22 protein-coding genes are annotated in these 20,403 nt (G+C 37.3%); 14 read left to right on the top strand and 8 right to left on the bottom strand.

What is annotated here, in order from left to right:
* Positions 1–159: 159 nt before the first annotated feature.
* The 4 genes from BN1068_RS16940 (at position 160) to BN1068_RS16930 (ending at position 2,362) form a co-directional block, all read left to right on the top strand.
* Positions 160–591: a MarR family winged helix-turn-helix transcriptional regulator gene (locus BN1068_RS16940; protein WP_077603990.1), complete on the top strand. Its 432-nt coding sequence runs from the start codon at positions 160–162 to the stop codon at positions 589–591.
* A 90-nt stretch (positions 592–681) separates the two neighbouring features.
* Entirely contained in the window at positions 682–825 is a 144-nt protein-coding gene (locus BN1068_RS23385; protein WP_139344858.1) for an SDR family oxidoreductase, read from the top strand.
* On the top strand, positions 822–1,556 hold the full coding sequence (locus tag BN1068_RS16935) for a glucose 1-dehydrogenase (RefSeq protein WP_077603989.1): 735 nt from the start codon (positions 822–824) through the stop codon (positions 1,554–1,556). The genes BN1068_RS23385 and BN1068_RS16935 overlap by 4 nt, the downstream gene beginning before the upstream one ends.
* Positions 1,557–1,600: 44 nt before the next feature.
* On the top strand, positions 1,601–2,362 hold the full coding sequence (locus BN1068_RS16930) for an SDR family NAD(P)-dependent oxidoreductase (RefSeq protein ID WP_077603988.1): 762 nt from the start codon (positions 1,601–1,603) through the stop codon (positions 2,360–2,362).
* Positions 2,363–2,525: 163 nt separating this feature from the next.
* On the opposite strand, the gene BN1068_RS16925 is transcribed toward BN1068_RS16930, so the two are convergent.
* Entirely contained in the window at positions 2,526–2,852 is a 327-nt protein-coding gene (locus tag BN1068_RS16925) for a four-helix bundle copper-binding protein (RefSeq protein WP_077603987.1), read from the bottom strand.
* 440 nt (positions 2,853–3,292) lie between these two features.
* Here BN1068_RS16925 and BN1068_RS16920 point away from each other — a divergent pair, with 440 nt between their 5' ends.
* From BN1068_RS16920 to BN1068_RS16910, 3 genes are read left to right on the top strand one after another with little or no spacing between them, the layout of a single operon-like run.
* Positions 3,293–4,069, top strand: a complete 777-nt coding sequence (locus BN1068_RS16920; RefSeq protein WP_077603986.1) for a gluconate 2-dehydrogenase subunit 3 family protein — start codon at positions 3,293–3,295, stop codon at positions 4,067–4,069.
* Positions 4,070–4,089: 20 nt separating this feature from the next.
* The gene (locus BN1068_RS16915; protein WP_077603985.1) at positions 4,090–5,829 is read left to right on the top strand and encodes a GMC family oxidoreductase; all 1,740 of its coding nucleotides are present in this window, start codon (positions 4,090–4,092) and stop codon (positions 5,827–5,829) included.
* Positions 5,830–5,868: 39 nt separating this feature from the next.
* Positions 5,869–6,057: a twin-arginine translocase TatA/TatE family subunit gene (locus BN1068_RS16910; RefSeq protein WP_077603984.1), complete on the top strand. Its 189-nt coding sequence runs from the start codon at positions 5,869–5,871 to the stop codon at positions 6,055–6,057.
* Positions 6,058–6,133: 76 nt separating this feature from the next.
* On the opposite strand, the gene BN1068_RS16905 is transcribed toward BN1068_RS16910, so the two are convergent.
* The gene (locus BN1068_RS16905; protein ID WP_077603983.1) at positions 6,134–6,619 is read right to left on the bottom strand and encodes a DUF4188 domain-containing protein; all 486 of its coding nucleotides are present in this window, start codon (positions 6,617–6,619) and stop codon (positions 6,134–6,136) included.
* A 22-nt stretch (positions 6,620–6,641) separates the two neighbouring features.
* A complete protein-coding gene (locus tag BN1068_RS16900) occupies positions 6,642–7,181 on the bottom strand; it encodes a PadR family transcriptional regulator (RefSeq protein WP_077603982.1) in 540 nt (179 codons plus the stop codon).
* Positions 7,182–7,584: 403 nt separating this feature from the next.
* On the opposite strand from BN1068_RS16900, the gene BN1068_RS16895 reads away from it, so the two are divergent.
* Positions 7,585–9,315 carry an ABC transporter ATP-binding protein gene (locus BN1068_RS16895; RefSeq protein ID WP_077603981.1) on the top strand — a complete coding sequence of 577 codons (1,731 nt, stop codon included), beginning with the start codon at positions 7,585–7,587 and terminating at the stop codon, positions 9,313–9,315.
* Between the two features lie 231 nt (positions 9,316–9,546).
* Here the strand turns inward: BN1068_RS16895 and BN1068_RS16890 are convergent, their stop codons facing one another.
* Entirely contained in the window at positions 9,547–10,545 is a 999-nt protein-coding gene (locus BN1068_RS16890) for an NADP-dependent oxidoreductase (protein ID WP_077604113.1), read from the bottom strand.
* A gap of 300 nt (positions 10,546–10,845) precedes the next feature.
* Here BN1068_RS16890 and BN1068_RS16885 point away from each other — a divergent pair, with 300 nt between their 5' ends.
* Positions 10,846–11,190 (top strand): ArsR/SmtB family transcription factor, encoded by a 345-nt coding sequence (locus BN1068_RS16885; protein WP_077603980.1) that lies wholly within the window; start codon positions 10,846–10,848, stop codon positions 11,188–11,190.
* A gap of 213 nt (positions 11,191–11,403) precedes the next feature.
* On the opposite strand, the gene BN1068_RS16880 is transcribed toward BN1068_RS16885, so the two are convergent.
* On the bottom strand, positions 11,404–12,090 hold the full coding sequence (locus BN1068_RS16880; protein WP_077603979.1) for a GntR family transcriptional regulator: 687 nt from the start codon (positions 12,088–12,090) through the stop codon (positions 11,404–11,406).
* A gap of 208 nt (positions 12,091–12,298) precedes the next feature.
* Between BN1068_RS16880 and BN1068_RS16875 the strand changes: the two genes are divergently transcribed.
* Positions 12,299–13,540 carry a cysteine desulfurase-like protein gene (locus BN1068_RS16875; RefSeq protein WP_077603978.1) on the top strand — a complete coding sequence of 414 codons (1,242 nt, stop codon included), beginning with the start codon at positions 12,299–12,301 and terminating at the stop codon, positions 13,538–13,540.
* 16 nt (positions 13,541–13,556) lie between these two features.
* Positions 13,557–14,294: a cyclase family protein gene (locus BN1068_RS16870; RefSeq protein ID WP_077603977.1), complete on the top strand. Its 738-nt coding sequence runs from the start codon at positions 13,557–13,559 to the stop codon at positions 14,292–14,294.
* A gap of 202 nt (positions 14,295–14,496) precedes the next feature.
* On the opposite strand, the gene BN1068_RS16865 is transcribed toward BN1068_RS16870, so the two are convergent.
* Positions 14,497–14,934 carry a GyrI-like domain-containing protein gene (locus BN1068_RS16865; RefSeq protein WP_077603976.1) on the bottom strand — a complete coding sequence of 146 codons (438 nt, stop codon included), beginning with the start codon at positions 14,932–14,934 and terminating at the stop codon, positions 14,497–14,499.
* A gap of 26 nt (positions 14,935–14,960) precedes the next feature.
* Entirely contained in the window at positions 14,961–15,320 is a 360-nt protein-coding gene (locus BN1068_RS16860) for a MerR family transcriptional regulator (protein ID WP_254846818.1), read from the bottom strand.
* Between the two features lie 103 nt (positions 15,321–15,423).
* Here BN1068_RS16860 and BN1068_RS16855 point away from each other — a divergent pair, with 103 nt between their 5' ends.
* Positions 15,424–15,858: a small multi-drug export protein gene (locus tag BN1068_RS16855; RefSeq protein ID WP_077603974.1), complete on the top strand. Its 435-nt coding sequence runs from the start codon at positions 15,424–15,426 to the stop codon at positions 15,856–15,858.
* A gap of 352 nt (positions 15,859–16,210) precedes the next feature.
* On the opposite strand, the gene BN1068_RS16845 is transcribed toward BN1068_RS16855, so the two are convergent.
* Positions 16,211–18,256 carry a HelD family protein gene (locus BN1068_RS16845; protein WP_077603972.1) on the bottom strand — a complete coding sequence of 682 codons (2,046 nt, stop codon included), beginning with the start codon at positions 18,254–18,256 and terminating at the stop codon, positions 16,211–16,213.
* A 344-nt stretch (positions 18,257–18,600) separates the two neighbouring features.
* On the opposite strand from BN1068_RS16845, the gene BN1068_RS16840 reads away from it, so the two are divergent.
* Together BN1068_RS16840 and BN1068_RS16835 are read left to right on the top strand one after the other, a co-directional pair.
* Entirely contained in the window at positions 18,601–18,927 is a 327-nt protein-coding gene (locus tag BN1068_RS16840) for a magnetosome magnetite crystal formation protein family (RefSeq protein WP_077603971.1), read from the top strand.
* A 394-nt stretch (positions 18,928–19,321) separates the two neighbouring features.
* Positions 19,322–20,218: an NAD(P)/FAD-dependent oxidoreductase gene (locus BN1068_RS16835; RefSeq protein ID WP_077603970.1), complete on the top strand. Its 897-nt coding sequence runs from the start codon at positions 19,322–19,324 to the stop codon at positions 20,216–20,218.
* The last annotated feature ends 185 nt before the right edge of the window (positions 20,219–20,403 follow it).

Genomic DNA, 20,403 nt, shown 5'->3' with positions numbered 1-20,403 from the left:
TTTAACAGACTTTTAAATACTTGCAGAGAGAAAATGAATGGATCTCTCTGCAAGTATTTTTTATGTAATTCAAATATTTTACTTCAAAATAGTTTAGATGTAAAATAAATATATAAATATAAATTTTAAACTATTATTATCAGCAGGAAAGGAGATGCTATGAAAGAGACATCATTTTTTGAATTGATTCATAATACGGAGCTTTTTAATGATAAAGTGATGACTTTATTTATGAAAAAATTCAATAAAAACATCAATATTTCACAAATCGTATTTTTATGGAAACTACATGAAAAAGGGTCAGAGCAGCTTTCTGTAATGGCGAAAGAAATAGGTTATACGCCAGGAGCAATTACTGGAATAACAAGCAAGCTTGTGAAGGATGGATATATAGAAAGAAAATCTCTGGAAAATGACCGCCGTGTTATTTTAATTGCGATTACAGAAAAGGGAAAAGAATTATTGCATGAGGCTCAGCTACAGGGACAAAATGTTTTTAATGAAGTATATGCAGTTTTGAGTGAGGAAGAAATTTCGCAATTACTGCGGCTTCAAAAGAAATTAATTCATCATGTTCAATTGCTGGAATAGCCGGACCAGTGAATCTCTCTTAGGATGAAAACGCATCTGGTTCAAAACTTCATAATGCTTGTGAAATAAAGATAAGAAAGCTTAAATTTCTTGTGTACAACTGAGGGACTAGAAAAAGATATTGGACTGGTTGCCGTGTTTTTAACCAGTGAAGATTCAAAATATATGACTGGTAAAACATTGATGGGGGAAGTATTAAAATTTATTGACTTTAAAGGGGATGTTTTTTCATGAACAGATTACAAGATAAAGTAGTGATTATTACAGGCGGAGCACAAGGTATGGGGAAATTACATGCGAAAAGAGCATTGGAGGAAGGCGCCAAGGTCGCAATTACCGATGTGAATGAAGATGGAGGACGTCAGACAGAAAAAGAATTAGGCGGCGGGGTCATTTTTCTGAAGCATGATGTTTCCAGCGAAGCGGATTGGAAAAATGTAATCGATGCTGTAATGACAAAATGGGGCCGTGTAGATGGACTGGTAAACAACGCGGGAATTACATTTAACACACCGCTTGACGAATTATCGTTAGAGAACTACCTGAAAATCGTAAATATTAATCAGGTGTCGGTATTTTTAGGAATGAAATGGATTGCTCCTATTATGAGAAAACAAGAAGCTGGATCTATTGTTAATATTTCTTCCATGAATGGTATCGTCGGCGGTGCTATCGGTTATACAGATACAAAGTTTGCTGTTCGCGGTATGACCAAGGCTGCCAGTCGTGAATTATCACCATATAATATTCGTGTGAATTCTGTCCATCCGGGTGTTATCCAGACACCGATGCTGGATAGAGAAGATGCAAAAGCTGCTATCGAACAAATGAAAAAAGCTATTCCGATGCGCCGTGTTGCACAGCCGGAGGAAGTTTCGGATATGGTTGTCTTTTTGATTTCAGATGAAGCAAGCTATTCAACAGGTTCTGAATTTGTAATTGACGGCGGAATTACAGCATTATAATTTCAAATAAATTAATATGAAATAAGAACAAGGAGTGTCCTCTTATGAGCAGACTGATGGAAAACAAAGTAGGAATTGTAACTGCAGCTGGTAATGGTATTGGCAGAGCAAGTGCGCTTGCATTTGCTGAAGAAGGTGCAAAGGTAGTTGTTTCCGATATCTCTGAAGAAGCAGGAAAAGAAACGGTACAATTAATTACAGAAAAAGGCGGAGAAGCAATCTTTATTCCGTGTAACGTTGCAGATGAAGCGGATGTTAAAAATCTAGTGCAACAAACAATAGAAAGATATGGACAGTTAGACTGGGCACATAATAACGCTGGAATTGGTGCACCGACAGCTCCTGTTACAGAGACGGATACAGCACATTGGAAACGGGCAATGGGTGTGAATTTAGATGGCATGTACTTTTGCCTGAAGCATGAAATTCCAGCTATGATTGAAACTGGTGGTGGTGCTATTGTAAATACTGCATCGACAGGCGGATTGGCCGGTACACCCGGGTTGGCTACTTATACGTCATCGAAATGGGGTGTAAATGGTCTTACCAAAACAGTTGCCCTTGAATTCGGTAAAAAAGGAGTACGAGTCAATTCGATTTGTCCTGGTATGACCAAAACGAAAAGTGTGGCTTCCTGGAGCAATGAAGCCGTGGAACAAGCAGCTGCTTATGAAGCGAATATTCCAATGGGCCGCATGGGGACACCGGAAGAACAAGCAAACGCAGCAGTATGGTTATGTTCTGATAAAGCGTCTTACATCACAGGTGTAAACTTGCCTGTTGATGGTGGAGAAACGGCTGAATAAGGTTGATGAATATTTTAAGTAGGAATATAGAAGTAGAACACTGTAAGAAATGGCGGTGTTCTGTTTTTTTCAATTAACATTCTTTTGAGATGTTCTATTGAACCGGAATAGTATAAATAGAGAAGCAGTTCTTTTAAAAAAGAGCGGCTTCTCTTTTATATATTCAAGCAATACTTTTACAAGCTTCCGCACACTGAAAACATGCATCCGCACATTTCTGACAATGCTCATGATCGTGCTGTTTGCATTCATTTCCACAGGCTTCACAGATAGCAGCACAAACAGAAGCCAGCTCCGTAGCAAAAGGAGTATCTCTGCACAAAGCTTGTGCGAGATAGGAGCAAATTTCCGCACATTCCCGGTCTAAGCGGATACACCCGGCCATCATTTGGACATCTTCTTCTTTCAGACACGCATCATAGCAATGGTTACATGCAACAATGCAGTTTTGCAATGCATCAATCAGATGCTGATGTTGTTTATGTGACATAAAAAAACCTCCATAGTATTATTTTTAGCCTATATATTATAACGTACCCGTGAAGATAAATATTAATCCTTTCTTAGCTGATTTTTCAGGTTCTATTATTTGGCTGAAGTCCAATATAGCTTCGAGTGAGGTGTGAAATCATCTGATATTTTTACGAGGAAAGAGAGTGAAAAGATGTTTATTGAAACATCAGTTATATATAAGACAAATTATTCATATACATATTTATACCATGACGTAAGGGAATAAATATAAAAAAGTGTGTATAGAATATTTTCATTAGAAATGAATGTAGATGGATACCAATATAATATTTTATCGTGATTAAGGAAACACCTCATATAGATAAATAGCTGTTTTCCATCGTTAACGTGAAAGGAGGTACCTTGAAAATAGAAGATACGTACTAAAATTGTGATTTAAAAAAAGGGGGAAATCACATGACAGAAAACAAGGATGCCAACCAAAAGAATGAAAGTGATAATCAAGAGGAAGTAGATCTATCGAAACGGCAATTTATAAAGACGGCCGGAATGACAACCGGAGGAATTGTTGGCGGGATTCTTTTAGGAAGCTTTATAAGTAAGCCTTTTAAAACAGAGAAGTACGAGCCTGCCTCCGAGGATAGTCATCATCATGGTTCAGGCAGCCATAATACTTTTACAGAAGCGATGCAGTTTTTTACGAGAAGTGAAGATTTATTGACACTCGCTGCAGCGACAGAAATCATATTCCCTGAGGATGAAAATGGTCCCGGAGCGATCGCTTTGGGTGCACCCTATTACATTGATAAGCAATTAGCATCTCCATGGGGAAAAAATACAGATGATTATCGGAAACGCCCATTCCTTGCAGGGGAATCACCTTTAAATCGCGGAGATACAATGCTCACAGGTTTACGTAAATTAAATGAAGTCAGCCAGTCCAAACACAATGATATTTTCGATAATTTAGAGGAAGATGCACAAATTGAAATTTTACAAAGCTTCGAAGCAGGAGAAATCGAAATGAATCTGGTTTCTTCGGCTGGATTTTTTGCACTATTAAGACAACTGATATTGGAAGGCTGTTACGCTGATCCGTTATACGGCGGTAATAAGGATATGGAAGGCTGGAGGATGAGAGAATTTCCCGGAGCGTATATGTCGTACGTAGATACCGTGGAAGCAAAAGAATTTGTAAAAAAAGAACCGATGAGTTTAAGCGACCATATGTAATGTAAGAAAAGGGGGATAATATGGCGAAAAAATTAGATAAGGTGGATGTTGTTACTGTCGGTGTCGGCTGGATGGGCGGAATTGTTGCGGCAGAACTTACCAAGGCCGGTTATAAGGTGGTAGGCCTTGATAAAGGAAAAGAGAAAGATATTAAAGATTATCTCCATACACATGACGAAGTACGTTATCCGGTAAGGGGAGAAGGCTACGAAAAATTAACCAATGAAACCTATACAGTCAGAAATACACTTGAAGAAGATGCCCGGCCGATTAGAGATAAATCAACAGCTGTTATAGGAGAAGGTATCGGTGGGGGAGGAAGTCACTGGGGAGCGCAAACACATCGTTATTACCCATATGATTTTGAGATTCGTTCCAAAACAATTGAAAAGTATGGGGAAGAAAAAATCCCTGAGAATATGACTTTACAGGATTGGGGAATTACGTATGATGAATTAGAACCGTATTATGATAAGTTTGAAAAAATGGCAGGTATTTCTGGCGAGCCGGATCCAAATTATCCGGAACGTTCGGACGATTATCCAACACCACCTTTGAAAAAGAATCGTCAAATGCTTCTGTTTGAAGAGGCTGTGAAAAAAATGGGGTATAATCCGTTTGTTATTCCTGCCGGCACACTTTCAGAGCAATATACAAATCCGGATGGAGAAACATTAAATGCCTGCCAGTATTGCGGATTTTGCGGCAGTAACTATTGTGAATATGGAGCCAAAGCAGATCCTGTGATGACAGTTATCCCGACAGCACAAAAAACCGGCAATTTTGAATTGAGAACACATGCAAGAGTCATTCGAGTGTTACATGAAAACGGAAAAGCCGCAGGAGTTTTATATGAAGATACCAGAACAGAACAAGAATTTGAGCAGCCAGCAGATTTAGTCGTATTGACAAGCTATGTATTTAATAATGTCCGGCTGCTGCTGTTATCTGAAATTGGTAAACCATATAACCCGGAAGATGGGACAGGTGTAATCGGTAAAAACTTCACAGATCATCATGGCGTAACATCTTCGCATGGGCTGTTTGATAATGAAAAATTTAATAATTATATATCTACCGGAGCATATGGAATGGCGATAACAGATTATACAGGAGATTTATTGGATCATCATGATTTAGACTTTCTGCATGGCGGTCAAATTGAAGCACGTATTACCGGGAATGCTCCAGTAGCGAATAATATAGTGCCGGAGGGTACACCGCAATGGGGGAAAGAATTTAAAGAGAAATCCTTATTTTATGCAAACCGTTTTCTAATGATATTCAGTCAAAAGGCTACACTCCCTTATCGAGAGCATTATCTTGATCTGGATCCAACCTATACAGATGCCAATGGGGATCCACTCATACGAATCACATGGGATTATTCAGATAATGACAAAGCAATACATGAATTTATTCAAGAAAAACATATTGAGATTTTAGAAGAGATGGGCGCAACACATATTCTGGCTTATCCAATGCCGGAGCATTTCAGCGGAGGGCTTGCCTTCCAGCATAACAGCGGCGGGGTAATTATGGGAGAAGATCCTGAAACATCCGCTGTAAATAGTTATTTGCAGACGTGGGATATAGATAACTTATTTGTATGCGGAGCAAGTGCTTTCCCGCATTTCAGCTGTACCAACCCGACAACTACAGCTGCAGCTTTAACCTATCGTGCAACAGAAGGAATGATTGAATTTCTGAAAAATGGTGGTCAGCTGGTGGAAGCAAAGAGTCAAAAGAATCAGGTTTAATATATAAAAAAATTTAGTGAGAGCTGGAGATGATTTCTGATGGGATTGGCAAGCATAGGAATTCCCGGATTAATTCTTATTGTTGTTCTGGCGTTAATTATTTTTGGCCCGAAAAAGTTACCCGAGATTGGAAAGGCTGCTGGAGAAACATTGCGGGAGTTTAAAAGCACAGCGAATGATATTATGGAGGATAAAACAGAGAACACAGAACAAAAAGATAAAAGTTAATCATAAAAATAAGCGCCAAAAGCATTCAGGTTTTGGCGCTTATTTTGTTTAGGTGGATAATAAAATAGAAACCAGCTTAATTTACCTTCACACCCTGGAGCCGTTTGCGGGCAGAATTGTGCTGTGCGGTGATGGGGATGTGTTTTTTTGCATTTCCCATCCCAAATAATGGCATATTCCGATAGACAGATTCATAGCTTCCGGCCTTTATTTGATAGGTTTCATGGTAGAATCCGACAGCATCATTTTCTCCAACCTTTTTGTTGAAATTCTGCCATGCAGTCAAATGTTTTTTTCCTTTTGCATAAGCGAGTAAATCTTCTGTAGAACGCCAGTATTGAACCATTATTGTGGTGCGCAGGCCAAAATAGCTTTCCATGGAAAGAAATCCTAATTCCTCCTGATTTTCATAAAGTTCTTTAATCATACCGGGCATGGCTGTGAAGACGGGACCCCATTTTCGAACTGCAAGTCTTTTATTGATTCGCATTCCAATGATAAAAACAACGACATCCTGATCGTTTTCTGTCGTGTATCTGCCAGTGTAAATTTTTTTACCCATGAATGATTCCTCCTCTAAAATTTTAAATTTCCTTTAACGTTGCGTCACACCATTCCATTGCGGCTGCAGTTGTCCGCTTTCCGTAATCCAATGTAAACAGCCAATATTTCGCATCGCTTTGATGACTGTTATGGCTGGCTATTTCCGCTTCAATACCTTCGTACGTCTGATAAATTTTTTCTAATTTTTGTTTATAATCCTCCAATAGACGAATGGTTTGTTCTTCTGTCTGGTGATTTCCAAAAAACAGCTTCAGCAATACTTCATTTCGTTCCACCGGCAACTGCTTTAACGGCTTTTCCAGCCAATCCTTTAATATTTCTTTTCCTTTTGCTGTCAGAAAGTATTCCTTACGATCAGGCTTTCCTTCCTGAGAGGTTGCCTGTATAGTTGCCAAGCCTTCTTCTTCCAGCCGTTTTAATGTTGGATAAATCTGTCCATAGCTGATTTTCCAAAAGTGGTTCAGACTATTATCAATGAATTGTTTTATTTCATAACCTGAACGGCAGTCAGTTGTTAAAATGCCGAGGATAGCGTATGTTGTATCATTGTATTTTTGCATTTATCTCACCTTATATCTTTTTGATATGTATCATTAAGATATATAATACAGGAATTTATTTAGAAAGTAAAGAACAGTTATTTTTTTTATCATGATATTGACTGTGTTCCTAAAATCTCACATTGCAGTACTATAGTGAAGGACATTTCTTATAAATAATCCAATTGTATAAACTTTTTGAAAAATATATAGAAATAATAACGTTATAATGTTAAATTGTTAACATAGAAATGTTTGTAAAGAAAGGGAATATTTAATTATATAAGCGCAATCAAAAAATTATATTATTATCTTTTGTTATTAAAGGTATTGCCATAAATGTAACTGTCAAATTCTAATATAGTTCGCTGATTAGCAGCTGCAGAATATTTTATCACTTTAATAGAAAAGGGGATGCAGAACGATGAAGGGGATTTACTCAGAATTATTCGCTTATGTAAAAAAGAAAAAATTTACATATGTACTGCTTATGGTATGTTTATTCACTGGAATACTTTTAGATTTGGCTTTGCCCTGGTTTATGATGAACATTACGGATTCAGCTTTAGGTGGTAATACGAAAGAATTTCGTTTTATATTAATCATTGGTATTCTCATACTATTTTTTACATTTGCACAAAATTATTTTGATGTGCTGATTAAAAATTACATTTCTTCATTTGTTAGAAATAACCTGCGTTCACGTTTGTTTGATCATTATTTGAAATTACCAATGCAATTTTTCAGCAAAACAAAATCCGGAGAAAATTCTTCAAGAATAATTAATGATGTAAACGTTGTAGGAGATTTGATGGGAAATACGTTCATTAGTCTTATACAAGGGCCTCTTGTCGCAATAGCCGCCTTTATATTTTTAATCAATATCCAATGGCAGCTGGCATTAATATGTGGTCTGATTGGTCCCCTGATTATTCTGATTGGAAAATTTTTTGGTACATCGATGAGAAAAATTTCCGGTGAATTACAGGAGCAGGTGTCACAAAGTCAAAGCTATATCCAGGAAACAATGAATAATATGCCCTTTGTAAGAACTTATTTAATCGGAAATCTGGTAGCTGAAAAATTTGGAGGTTTAACAAAGAAAATTTTTAATTATGATTTGCAGAAAGGAAAAGTACAAGCTGCTCTGCAAGGCTCGTCACAGGCAGTTGGATTTTTAACCTTTCTGCTTGCGTTTGGTTTGGGTGCTTATTTTATCTTGATAGGTGAAATTACGGTAGGAGCACTGCTTGCCTTTATTCAACTGTTAAACCACGTTGTATGGCCATTTTCCGGATTAGCACAGGTTTGGGGAACAACACAGGAATCCTTATCAGCCTGCGAACGGATATTTCGTGTTTTAAAAGAAAAAACGCAATTTGCATCATTTCCAGAAGCATTAGTTGCGTCTCAGGAGATGAATCATATTTCTGTGGACAAGGTCAGCTTTGCTTATGATGAAGGAAACAGGAAAATATTGAATGATATTAGTCTGGAAGTGAAAGAAAATCAGTTTGTAGCGATTGTCGGTCATAATGGATCGGGAAAATCAACTATTTTTAAGCTTCTGCTGGGATTCTTCCCTTATTCTGGAATGATAAAGATTAATAATAAAAACACGAATGAGATGACGTATGGAGAGCTAATGCAATATTTTTCTTTTGTCAGTCAGGATCAATATTTATTCTCCGGCACAGTTTTGGAGAATATCCGTTATGGTAATTTACAGGCTACGGAAACAGAGATAAAAACATTATTAAAAAATTTAAAGTTTGATGATCTGATAAATCATTTACCGAATGGATTAGCTACAGAAGTAGGAGAAGGGGGAACAGGTTTATCCGGAGGACAGCGGCAAAAAATATCCATTACCCGGGCAATATTGCGTGATGCACCCATATTTCTTTTTGATGAAGCAACTTCTGCGTTAGATTATCAATCAGAAGAACAAATTCAGGAAGTATTATTAAACTTTAACAATGAGCGGACGACATTGGTTATTGCTCATAAAGCTTCTACGATTAAACAGGCAGATTATATTATTGTCTTAGATAAAGGAGAGATACGTGCAAAAGGTTCCCATAATGAACTTATAGATAATGATGCCTATTATCGTGATTTATATAAAGAATATGCTGTGGGGGATGCGGGATGATGTCGAAAAAAGTGGAAATGTTGCTAATGCAAGGGTAGTTTTTTCCGCTTGTTGTAATTTCTCTGTATTTTATTGTTTTTTTTAACTATTGTCGTGACATATTTTATTTTCTTTATGATCGAGTTTAATTATGAATTATGTTATAGAATAGAAAACACCTGGATAGGCATTTTTTTCTATTCTATAACCGTTTTTTGATTCCCATGTCTTATCTGCATAAAAAGAAAGGCTCTACTTGATTTTAACGATGATTTTTCCTTTTGCTCTTCCTGTTTCTGAATATTCCATTGCTTTCTGTGTGTCTTCAAAGGGAAAAACCTGATCAAGCAGTGGTTTGATTTTCTCAGCCTCGATAAGTTCTTTGATTTTATTTAACTGCTCTCCGCTCGGCTTCATAAATAAAAAGTTATATTGGACCTGGTATTGTTTTTCAAGCTTTGTTAGCTTTCTTGAAATCAACTTAAAAGCAAGTGTTTTCCAAAAAGGATAATTATTTTCTTTTCCAAAGCGGGCATTTGGAACATCAGAAATCGATACAATTTTTCCGCCGGGTTTAAGGATTTTAAAAGAATTGATTAAAGAATCGCCGCCCAAAGTATCATATACATAATCATAATCCGCTAATTTTTCCTCGAATTTTTCTTCCCGATAATTTATTACCTTGTCTGCACCCAGGCTTTCTACTAAATCTTTTCCGGCATTGCTAGCTGTTGTTGCGACATAAGCTCCCATTTCCTTTGCAAGCTGGATTGCAAAGGTTCCAATACCGCCTGATCCTGCCTGAATCAAAATCTTGTCTTTTGGCTGCAGGTTTAATATGTCATGAAAGGCCTGATAGGTAGTTAAGCCGACTAATGGTACAGCGGCTGCTTCTTCAAATGTTAAGTTTTCTGGTTTTAATGCAATATCATCTTCGTGAATAGCGATATATTCAGCAAAAGTTCCGATTCTTGATTTTCTTGGACGCCCGTAGACAGGATCCCCAGCTTTGAATTTTGTTATATTTTTTCCAGTTTTGATAACTGTTCCGGAAAAATCATTTCCAAGAATCAAAGGCATCTTATAACTGATAAGCGGTCTTAATTTCCCGTCTCTAATTTTGAAATCAACTGGGTTAATACTGGCAGCGTGAATTTCTACCAATACATCGTTACTGGATACTTCCGGCATAGGTACATTTTCCATTTGAAGGTTTTTTTGTCCGTATTTATGAATAAGCATTGCTTTCATTTTATTTTTCATTTTAAAGAGCTCCCTTTTTAAATAATATGGTTCAAATATTTAAACCTTTGAACTAATAATGAATAATAGATGGATTTTTAAAAAAAGTCAACTGAAAAATATAAAAGAGAGCTTGAAAAGTAACCTTTTAATTACAGATTTTCCGAACGAGAAAGCCCACTTCTTTATAGGTGGGATGATAGAGAGGTAATTTTAAAGTTTTAAACAAGTCAGCAGCGTTGACTTGTTTGAAAATTAATGGTTTAATAATTTGAACGATTATACCAACTAGATGAATCGAGGATTTATATGAAAACGGACAAAATGGAAAAATTAAAATATGGATTTGAAGAAGTAAAAGATTTTCTTATCGCTTTAGGCGATGAAAAACGGCAAATTATTATTATAGCTTTGTTGAATGACCATGCCTGTAAAGGGCTGCGAGTAATTGATTTAACGGATTTGACGGAGCTCTCACGACCGGCTGTATCCCATCATTTAAAAATTTTAAAGCAAATAGGAATTGTTGATATCCGCCGGGAGGGGACGAAGAATTATTATTATCTTTCCAATGCAGCGTCGGAAATTAATAAATTGCGGAATTTATTGGATGATGTCATGGAGGTTATGACAGAAAAGAAGGAAGAGCTGTAAGCCGATTTTAATTAGTTTATACTAATCTGATCAGATATGGAGCAAGCCACATTAGCCAGGTCACAGGCATATAGCTGTAAGAAGCGATTGAATTTGTTGAAGAGATGGAGATCAGTTGGATGAATTCAAGAAGTGATGTATTAAAGGGGATCATGGTTAGAAGGATGTAAATAAAAGATAGTGACTTTTCGCTCAAAAGTGGAAAGTCACTATCTAATTCCATTCTACAAATACATCCATCATTCCGTTAATATCCCGTTCCATTTCATTTTTTGCAATTTCCGCAAACCCTAATCGTATAGCATTATAAATAGCTGTATGACACTTACCCGCCCGTGAAAGGATTGTACGAAAACGGTGAGATGGAATATTAATCAACAAAGAATTCCGGTAATGCAGTATTCTGCTTTCAATAGTTTCGTATAAATGCATAATATAAGGGCTGTCTGCCGCTTCCATGATTGTTTTATGAAATTCATGATCATAGTAGGCATGATTCAGAAATTCTTCCGTATTCGCTGAATTATTATAATCAATGACCAATTGATGTAATCGTTCCAGCTGTGAGTCACTGATTCTGGTTGCTGCCAGAAAAACAGCATATCCCTCTAAAGCCAATCTGGCTTCATAAAGCTGACGTCCTTCTCTTTTATTTAAAGTAATTACATATGGCTTCCCTTGTTCGGAAACTACTAAACCGTCCTCCTTTAGGCGGTCGATTGCGTTCTTAACCGGTGTCCGGCTCGTACCGAATTCTTTAGCAATTTTTGATTCACTTAATCTTGTTCCAGGCAGAATATTCAGCTGGATAATATCATTATATAAAACTTTATATACTTCTTTACCTAAGACAATAAAAGGGTTTTTCTCCAGCTTTTCTTTCAGATAATTATTCGGCACAATGTCAGCTCCCTCATTTCTTCATTTGTTCTTTTTTTAAATCATTTTATATTTAAATTTTCAGATTTTGTATTGTTTAAAATACTATTAATAGGAAGATTCGTAAAACTGTTTGTTTTGTGACACGGATATACACGTTATTATATCATGTAGGTAAGTGTTGGACAATGATGAATAAACTAAATTTTCAGATCCAAGGAGGAATTTGATGTATGCAGCTTATCCTATAGAAGAAATTCGTAAACAGTTTCCTTCACTGCAGCGTGCCTATCATGATAAAACAGTGGCCTATTTTGATGGACCTGGTGGAGCGCAGACACTGCAGAGTGCTATTGATGCAATCTCAAACTACCTTACCCGCGGCGGTGCAAATTTGCACGGGAATTTTCCGACAAGTTTTGAAACAGAAGAACTAATTGCAACAGCGAAGCAAGATATAAAATCACTGTTTAATGCTGAGAAAGCAGAAGTAGCTTTTGGGCCTAATGCAACTTCTTTGATGTTTGCTGTAAGCCGGGCATTAGCACGTTCCTGGAAAGAAGGGGACGAGATTATCCTGACGGAATTAGAGCATCATTCTAATATTGATTCCTGGAGAACAGCTGCTGAAGATAAAGGAGTTATCGTAAAATATATTCCTTTTAACCCTTCTACACTTACTTTGGACTTAGGAATGTTACCAGAATTATTAACTTCTAAAACAAAGCTGGTGGCTGTTGGATCCGCTTCTAATTGTATTGGTACAATTACTGATGTAAAAAGAATCGCAGAGCAGGCAAAAAAAGTTGGTGCATTGGTTGCGGTTGATGCGGTTCATGCTATTCCACATATGTACGTTGATATGGAAGAGCAAAATATTGATATGCTCTTTTCCTCTGCTTATAAATTTTTTGCTGCTCATGTAGGAATGGCAATTATCCGCAGAGATTTATTTGAAAGCTTAGATGTTTATAAGGTTGTTCCTGCCCCCGGAAATGTACCAGACCGCCTTGAAATGGGAACGCAAAACCATGAAGGAATACCAACTGTTTCGAGCGCAGTTCAATTTATAGCAAGTCTGGGCAGTGGAGAAACCCTCCAGGAACAAATAAAATCCGGCTATCAGGCTATAGAAGCTTATGAGAATAATTTAGCTGAAAAAATGCGGTCAGAGCTTGCCAAAATAGATAAAGTGAAGCTGTACCAGGCAGATGCTTCTGTTCCTAAAACACCTACTGTGGCGTTCAGGGTGGAAGGTATTTCACCAAAAGAATTCTGCATCCGCATGTGTGAAGAGCATAGTATATTTATTGCTGAGGGCGATTTCTATGCAAAAATTCTGGCTGAACGATTAGGAATCCGGAACAGCGGTTCTTTTATCCGTGCAGGGCTTGCTCCTTATAACACAGAGGAAGAAGTGATGAGGTTCATAAAAGGTACAAAGGCAATTATTCAAACAATAAAAGGCTGAGAAAGGGGAGAGGTATATGGAGCTTTGGAAAATGCTGGAGAAGATGAAATCTGATCAATATAAATGGGTGGATTTAAGCTACACAATTGATGAAAAAACACCGCATTATGAAGGTTTTCGTAATTTACAGGTTGAAGATATAATGACTTTTGATAAAGAAAAGGTAAGTGCCCGGGAATATACAATGATCAGCCAATTTGGAACCCATGTAGACCCTCCATTCCACTTTATTAAAAACGGAAAGACATTAGATAAAATCAGTGTGAAAGAAATGGTCTATCCACTTTGTGTTATCGATGTCTCGGGAGAAGTCGCTGAAAATCATGATTTTGGCATGAGCGTAGAAGACATAAAAAGATGGGAAGCGCAGCATGGAGTGATTCCAGAGAATTGTTTTGTTGCTATGCGTAGCGACTGGCACAAGCGTGAGGGGAAAGCATTTTTTAATAAAGATGCTAAGGGGGATCTTCATTATCCCGGCTGGACACAACCTGCTTTAGAATATCTGTGTGAAGAAAGAAATGTTGCAGCTATTGGTCATGAGCCGCCAGATACCGATCCGGCTGTTAACTCCAAAACAGCACTTTGGGCAGCTGAATTATACTATTTGAAACAGGAGAAGTATCAGGTGGAAATGCTGCGTAATCTGGATCAGCTTCCGGCGAAGGGATCCTTAATCTTTTGTACATTCCCGGCAGTTGTAGATGCGCCAGGATTTACCTCAAGGTGCTTTGCCGTTGCACCAAATGAATAAAATATTTTATTCGTTGTACAACTGATTGTAAAACACCAGCTTTAAGAATAGAGAAGCTTTGAACCATTCTATGTGAGAGCAGGGCCACAGTAAAGACCGGATTCGTTCACAACTTTATTGTGGCCGTTGTTTACATCATATTTTCAGGGGTATGCCAATATGGTGCAGGGAGGACAAAACTCTCACTCAATAAAGTTTCATTTTATTTTTCTTCCACTTCCATCATTATTTTTGTTACATAATTTGCTTCGATATTTGAGCTAATTCCATCCATTAGATATAGATATTCTTCAAAGCTGTCACCGCAAATACGATATCCTTCTTTTTCCAAATAATCTTTTATTTTTTCATATGTTTTATTCGTATTGGTGTAGCTTTCTTTATGGTAGCCAATCACATATTTTCCGGCTTTTTTTGTAAATGCTTCTGTTAAATGAAGCTGGTTCTCCCGCAAATAAAAATTAGAGTAATTAAGATAATCTCCTGTCTCTATCTGTTCCTGGCGAATAAGGGAACCCCAATTTTCCACCTTGATATCTCCCTGCTTGACATATTTCATAAATGATATGATCATTTTTGTGATGTCTTTATGAGAGTAATTTAAAATGTTTTCGCTTAGTACAATCTGTTCCGCAGCCATATCCTCGATTGTGAATCGTTCAAGATCTAACTGTGATGCCTCTTCAATTTGTTTTTTTGATTTTTAATGAGGTGCTGTATACGCTCCATTTTCCGGATTTTTATGTCCACCAATTTTTCTTTTTCTGTTAATAAGTCAGTAATTTTCTTCGTGTTTTTGGGTTGTAAAAAGTCTTTGATTTCTGCTAAAGACATTCCGATCTCTTTTAACATATCAATCATGCTGTATGCCTCAGCTTGTTGAATGGTGTAATAGCGGTATCCATTTTCGTTTTTATATTCAGGCTCTAGCAGACCAATATCATCATAATGGAAAAGCGTTTGCTTTTTTACATCACATAAATCCGCAAATTCTCCAGTTGTCATCAGTTTTTTAGAGGATTTCATATTTTTCACCAACTTTTCACTTGAGTGTATGGTAACCATATACTTTATATTATACTATAGAAAATAAGAACATACAGTGTAAGAGAATGAGGGGAATATATTTATGTTGAATTATTTATGGCTGGCAGCTTCTGCATGGTTCATGGGATTTTTTCCTATGTTAGAGATATATGTTGCAATACCTGCCTCAATGGTGATGGGATTAGATGCAGTTTCTTCAATTATCTGGTCAGGATTTGGAAATTTTCTTCCGGTCCCGATGATAGCCTTTTTCTATCAGCTGCTTGCAAAATCTGAACGTATTAAGAAGTGGCTGGATAAATTAGCAAACAGCAAGTATAAATATCGTATAGAAAAGCAAGGACCGTTGGTTGTTGTATTGCTTACACCTATCATTGGTTCTTGGGCTGTTGCGGTCATTGCCAATGGAATTGGAATGAATAAGCTGAAGTTATTCGTCTCCGCTGGGGGCAGTATTTTGATTTATGGTATTGTTATTGCTGTTCTAACGTATTATGGTGTTGAGTTTGTAAGCTGATAAGCTGTATTAAAAAAATAAATCCACATATTCCGCAGTATGTAAATCTGCGGAATATGTGGATTTGTATGTTGCAGAATGTTGTGATACTTGTTCATTTTATTCTCTTTTTCTTTACTCATTGTCATATCTTCACGTATGGATAAGACCTCTTGATATGTCAAATCTGCTCTCTTTTTTACAGATGCTAATTCCGATTCAAATTTGTTAAAGCGTTTATCCATAAGATTTTGAAAGTATGTGCCTCTATTTCTCATACCTCTATGCTAAACACCGCAAACCGATTCAACCCGCAGGCTTTGGTTTTTTTATCCTTCCATTTAGAATAATTTTGCTTAAGGGCTTTATACAATCAAAATTCTTTAGAAATCAGCTTGGATGCTTCCCGGCTGTAAATAACAGATAAATGATGCAGTGCTCTTGTACAGCCGACATATAACAATTTGGTTGCCTGCTCTGTCTCGGGATAATGTTCTTCATCGACGTCAACCATTAAAACAGAATCAAATTCCAGCCCTTTTGACACATACACAGGTAATAAGGAGATTCCACCTTCGTACGATTTATCTTCAGTTGTAATCATTGTCAGCCCGGGAATTTCTTCTTTTAATTTTGGATAAATCTCGTTACATTCTGCCTCTGTTCTTAAAATAACTGAGATGGTTTTCATACCCTGATCCTTCATTTCGTTAACCCAGTTTATGATTTTAGCTGATTTTTCTTCTGATTTTACATGCTGAATATGCACATCCTCGCCGCTTCGAAATACCGGTTCAGCATAGGCGGGACGGTTGGACAGATGACTGAGGATCGTGTTGGAAAACGCAATGATTTCATAGGTGGAGCGGTAGCTTTTTGTCATTTGGAAGAATTTTGCGCGGGATGTACCGAACAAATCAATAAAATTCTCCCACTCATCAATGCCTTCATTGCTATGGATACCCTGTGCTAGATCTCCTAATATGGTAAAGGCAGCTGTTTTGGTGCGCGCATTTAATACAGCTACCTGATAAGGGGAGAAGTCTTGAGCTTCATCAATGACAACATGGTCAAACCGTTCTTCCCTGTCCATTCCGTACCAATAATCATGAATATCGAGCAGGGGAGCCAGATCATCCAAAGTTATTTTATCCTTCGGCGGCAGAAGATCTTTTCTTCCCATGTTTTTTAAGATTTGAGCATACAGCTCATAAGGTTTTCTCCTTTTCCATTTCCGTAAATATCTTCGTAGTTCCTTTTTGCCATCTTTACTGGCTTGGTCCTGTTCTTTTTTCTCTTCATACATCTTCGCTTCAATTTCCACCCAGCGCGTTAACTTTGCTTTCAGTCTGTCATATTTCTTAGTGACAGGGTTATCTTTAAAATCTGTTTCTATCCAGTTTTTAATTTTTTCCAGTGGAACACCCTGCTTATTTTCCCAGGGGATAAAATCTTCTTCAGGCAGCCATTCTTTTTCTAATTGTGATAATTGTTCTTTAATTTGCTTTTGAAATTCCAACGAACCTTTCCAGTTATCCTGATTGGCTGTATCTGATTCAAAAAAAGCTTTTCTTCTTTCACTGAGAGATTCCAGTTTACACTTTGGATCATCGATAATGGAGGTCATAACCCATTTTGGAAAGGTTGTCTGGACAATATCTCCGACACCCAATTCAGGCAGCACCTGTGAAATATAATCAAGGAAAATAGTGTTTGGTGCAAAAATAATCATCCGATGTGCTGTTAATTGTTCCCGGTATTCATATAACAGATAGGCTAACCGGTGCAGCGCCACTGTTGTTTTCCCGCTGCCGGCAACTCCCTGGATAATAACAGCCTTGTTCAAGGGATAGCGGATGATTTCATTCTGTTCTCCCTGGATAGTGGCAACAATGTCACGCAGCCTGTTATCCTTTTGGTCCTCCAGTTTGTATAATAAAAATTCATCTCCCCCTGATGATTCCTGTTCTCCACGAATATATCGGTCTACCACCCTTTGCAGCACCTGTTCATAGGTGACAATATTTCTTTTTAAATAAATTTCACCTTCCACAACGCCATCTGGAGATTGATAGTAGACGTCATCTTCACTCCCGCTGAAACCATAGAACAGGCTGGCAATCGGGGCGCGCCAGTCAGTAATCAGTACATCTCCGGTACTTTCATCAAAAACACCTGCTTTTCCGATATAAGTGGCTTTTACTTCCTCGCTTTCTTCATCCTTAAAATCGAGCCGGGCGAAGTAAGGTTCTCTTTTGGCAATGGTTAAAGATTCTCTTAATCTCCTCCGGTTATCTTCCAGTACTTTTTCGGTGAAATCATCGCCAAGATATTCTGGTATGGCAGCTAAACGATCATATTGTTTGTTGATAACTGCTAACGCTTTGGATAAACTTTCTTTTTCTTGTTCAAATTGCACGGCAAAACCCTCCTTAACTGAATGTCTTGTTCATTTTAGCAATGAAATAAAGAAAAATATAGACTTATATATTCCGTTCATGTATACTATTAAATACAGTCATGCCAAAAAACAGAACTTACATATAATGTAAAATACCTCAGGGGATAAGTTAATCCCCTGAGGTATTTTTTTGCTTATTATGAAGATTTTTCTATGGTGGAGAGGCGTAAAATTCTACGAAGGAAAGCGACGTTTTACTATACAGAAACCTGTATGAAAAATAATAGCTTTTATCATGGACACTAAATTGATTACCATGTAAAATATTTTTTCCAGGAAGAATTATTGGAGGAGTATGAGGAATGGAAGGAAATAAATTATTATCATCATTATGTTATTTTAGTATCTTTTTTGCCCCATTTCTATTTCCAATTGTGGTTTGGATTCTCGGAGACGAAGAAACAAAAGTAAATGCAAAAAAAGCGCTGTGGACACATCTTATTCCAATTATCGCAACAATTATAGCAGGAACCATCATCTTTACCATTGGCATGGGACAAATTTGGGCAGGTGAAGTAAATGGAGGATTGCTGTTAACGACGATTATTGCGACAGTTATTTGCTTTATTATTGATATTTATTACTTTATCTGGAATATTATTAAAGGGATTAAGGTTCTTACTGCATAATCTGGAATTGACAGTAAAATATTATTTAAGAAGGAATCTATTGAAGAGGAGGCATCTTTATCTTTATATAGATTCTTTTTTTAGAGGATGTTCAAAAAATCCAATAAAGATGACACGGCGAATTTCTTCGTGGACGAGCTTTTTCCGATACTCACGTATTATAAAGCATAGAGGAACTTCTGTTAAAGCCGTCCACGTCCTGTGGACAACACAGAAGTCATCACATCCTGTGAAAGTCCGTTCGTAAAAAGCTCGTCGCCTTGAACTTCTTGGTCCTATTTATCGGCCTTTTTGAACACGCACTTTAAATCATGAAACTTGATAAATCGTAATCATTACTATATAGTAATGAAATTACGTAAAGAAGATTCTGCGTAAAAAGGAGGAGACTATATTGTTATATGATTGTGCTGTTATCGGGGGAGGGCCCGCCGGCTTAAATGCCTCCCTCGTCTTGGGCAGAGGAAGAAAAGAAGTTATTTTATTGGACAATGATGCGCCACGCAATGCTGTTACACAGGAATCTCATAATTTTATTACCAGAGATGGTATTGAGCCTGCTGCGTTCAGGAAAGAAGCGCATGAAGATTTAAAGAAGTATCCTGGTATAGTGATTCAAAAAGACCGGGTGACTGATATTAATCCTGCTGACTCTATTTTTCATATTCACACAGAAGCGGGGAGGGATTATGAAGCTAAGACTATTATTCTATCTACAGGGCTGAAGGATGTATTGCCTGATATTGATGGAATTCATGATTTTTATGGAACGAGCCTGTTTGCCTGTCCTTTCTGTGATGGCTGGGAGCTGAAGGATACTCCGCTGGTCTTTCTTGCTGATGGAGCGTTTTCTTTTCATGGGGTGAAGATGGTTTCCAATTGGAATAAGGATATTGTCATCTGCACAAATGGAAAAGAGAGCTTATCCCCTGAACAAAGAGATATATTAGCGCAAAAGCAAATTGAGATTATAGATGATGAGATTTTACAATTGCAGGGTGAGAATGGACAATTAAAAACAGTTCAATTTAAAAATGGGAAAGAGCTGCATAAAGAGGCAGGATTTGTCTCTGCTAAAATGGAGCAGGCTGCCCCTTTTGCTGAACGTCTGGGATTAGAACTGACGGATATGGGTGGAATTAAAACGGATCCATACGGCCGGACAAGCATCAAAGGAATTTATGCTGGTGGAGACAATGCCGCCGGCCCGCCACAGCTGGTTATTGCCGCAAGTGGAGGAAGCCAAGCCGCAATAGGGGTAATCAGTGATTTTGTAGAAGAAAACTTCTAAATAATTTAATTATCAATACACCCTCTTGGCTCTGCTATATAAAAAGAGGGTGTATTTTTTTACTAGCTTTATTGCCCGAGTTCTCTTCTGCTGCTTCACGCAAAAAATGACAAAAGTAGTTGCAACTTTACAAAAAAATGATATAATACGTAATCATTACGGTTTGTTTTTTTAACAAATTAGTT

Source organism: Oceanobacillus sojae (genome assembly GCF_900162665.1).
Lineage (GTDB): Bacteria > Bacillota > Bacilli > Bacillales > Amphibacillaceae > Oceanobacillus > Oceanobacillus sojae_A.
Note: the sequence above shows the minus strand (reverse complement) of the source record. Positions and strands in the feature narration are given on the sequence as shown.

Excerpts from the sequence above, each read along its gene's own strand:
- BN1068_RS16860 (WP_254846818.1), bottom strand. The coding sequence starts at position 15,320 with ATGAAATCCTCTAAAAAACTGATGACAACTGGAGAATTTGCGGATTTA.
- BN1068_RS16935 (WP_077603989.1), top strand. The coding sequence starts at position 822 with ATGAACAGATTACAAGATAAAGTAGTGATTATTACAGGCGGAGCACAA.
- BN1068_RS16855 (WP_077603974.1), top strand. The coding sequence starts at position 15,424 with ATGTTGAATTATTTATGGCTGGCAGCTTCTGCATGGTTCATGGGATTT.
- BN1068_RS16890 (WP_077604113.1), bottom strand. The coding sequence starts at position 10,545 with ATGAAAGCAATGCTTATTCATAAATACGGACAAAAAAACCTTCAAATG.
- BN1068_RS16910 (WP_077603984.1), top strand. The coding sequence starts at position 5,869 with ATGGGATTGGCAAGCATAGGAATTCCCGGATTAATTCTTATTGTTGTT.
- BN1068_RS16875 (WP_077603978.1), top strand. The coding sequence starts at position 12,299 with ATGTATGCAGCTTATCCTATAGAAGAAATTCGTAAACAGTTTCCTTCA.
- BN1068_RS16865 (WP_077603976.1), bottom strand. The coding sequence starts at position 14,934 with ATGGCTGCGGAACAGATTGTACTAAGCGAAAACATTTTAAATTACTCT.
- BN1068_RS16915 (WP_077603985.1), top strand. The coding sequence starts at position 4,090 with ATGGCGAAAAAATTAGATAAGGTGGATGTTGTTACTGTCGGTGTCGGC.
- BN1068_RS16920 (WP_077603986.1), top strand. The coding sequence starts at position 3,293 with ATGACAGAAAACAAGGATGCCAACCAAAAGAATGAAAGTGATAATCAA.
- BN1068_RS16930 (WP_077603988.1), top strand. The coding sequence starts at position 1,601 with ATGAGCAGACTGATGGAAAACAAAGTAGGAATTGTAACTGCAGCTGGT.
- BN1068_RS16870 (WP_077603977.1), top strand. The coding sequence starts at position 13,557 with ATGGAGCTTTGGAAAATGCTGGAGAAGATGAAATCTGATCAATATAAA.
- BN1068_RS16885 (WP_077603980.1), top strand. The coding sequence starts at position 10,846 with ATGAAAACGGACAAAATGGAAAAATTAAAATATGGATTTGAAGAAGTA.
- BN1068_RS16925 (WP_077603987.1), bottom strand. The coding sequence starts at position 2,852 with ATGTCACATAAACAACATCAGCATCTGATTGATGCATTGCAAAACTGC.
- BN1068_RS16895 (WP_077603981.1), top strand. The coding sequence starts at position 7,585 with ATGAAGGGGATTTACTCAGAATTATTCGCTTATGTAAAAAAGAAAAAA.
- BN1068_RS16900 (WP_077603982.1), bottom strand. The coding sequence starts at position 7,181 with ATGCAAAAATACAATGATACAACATACGCTATCCTCGGCATTTTAACA.
- BN1068_RS16840 (WP_077603971.1), top strand. The coding sequence starts at position 18,601 with ATGGAAGGAAATAAATTATTATCATCATTATGTTATTTTAGTATCTTT.
- BN1068_RS16940 (WP_077603990.1), top strand. The coding sequence starts at position 160 with ATGAAAGAGACATCATTTTTTGAATTGATTCATAATACGGAGCTTTTT.
- BN1068_RS16905 (WP_077603983.1), bottom strand. The coding sequence starts at position 6,619 with ATGGGTAAAAAAATTTACACTGGCAGATACACGACAGAAAACGATCAG.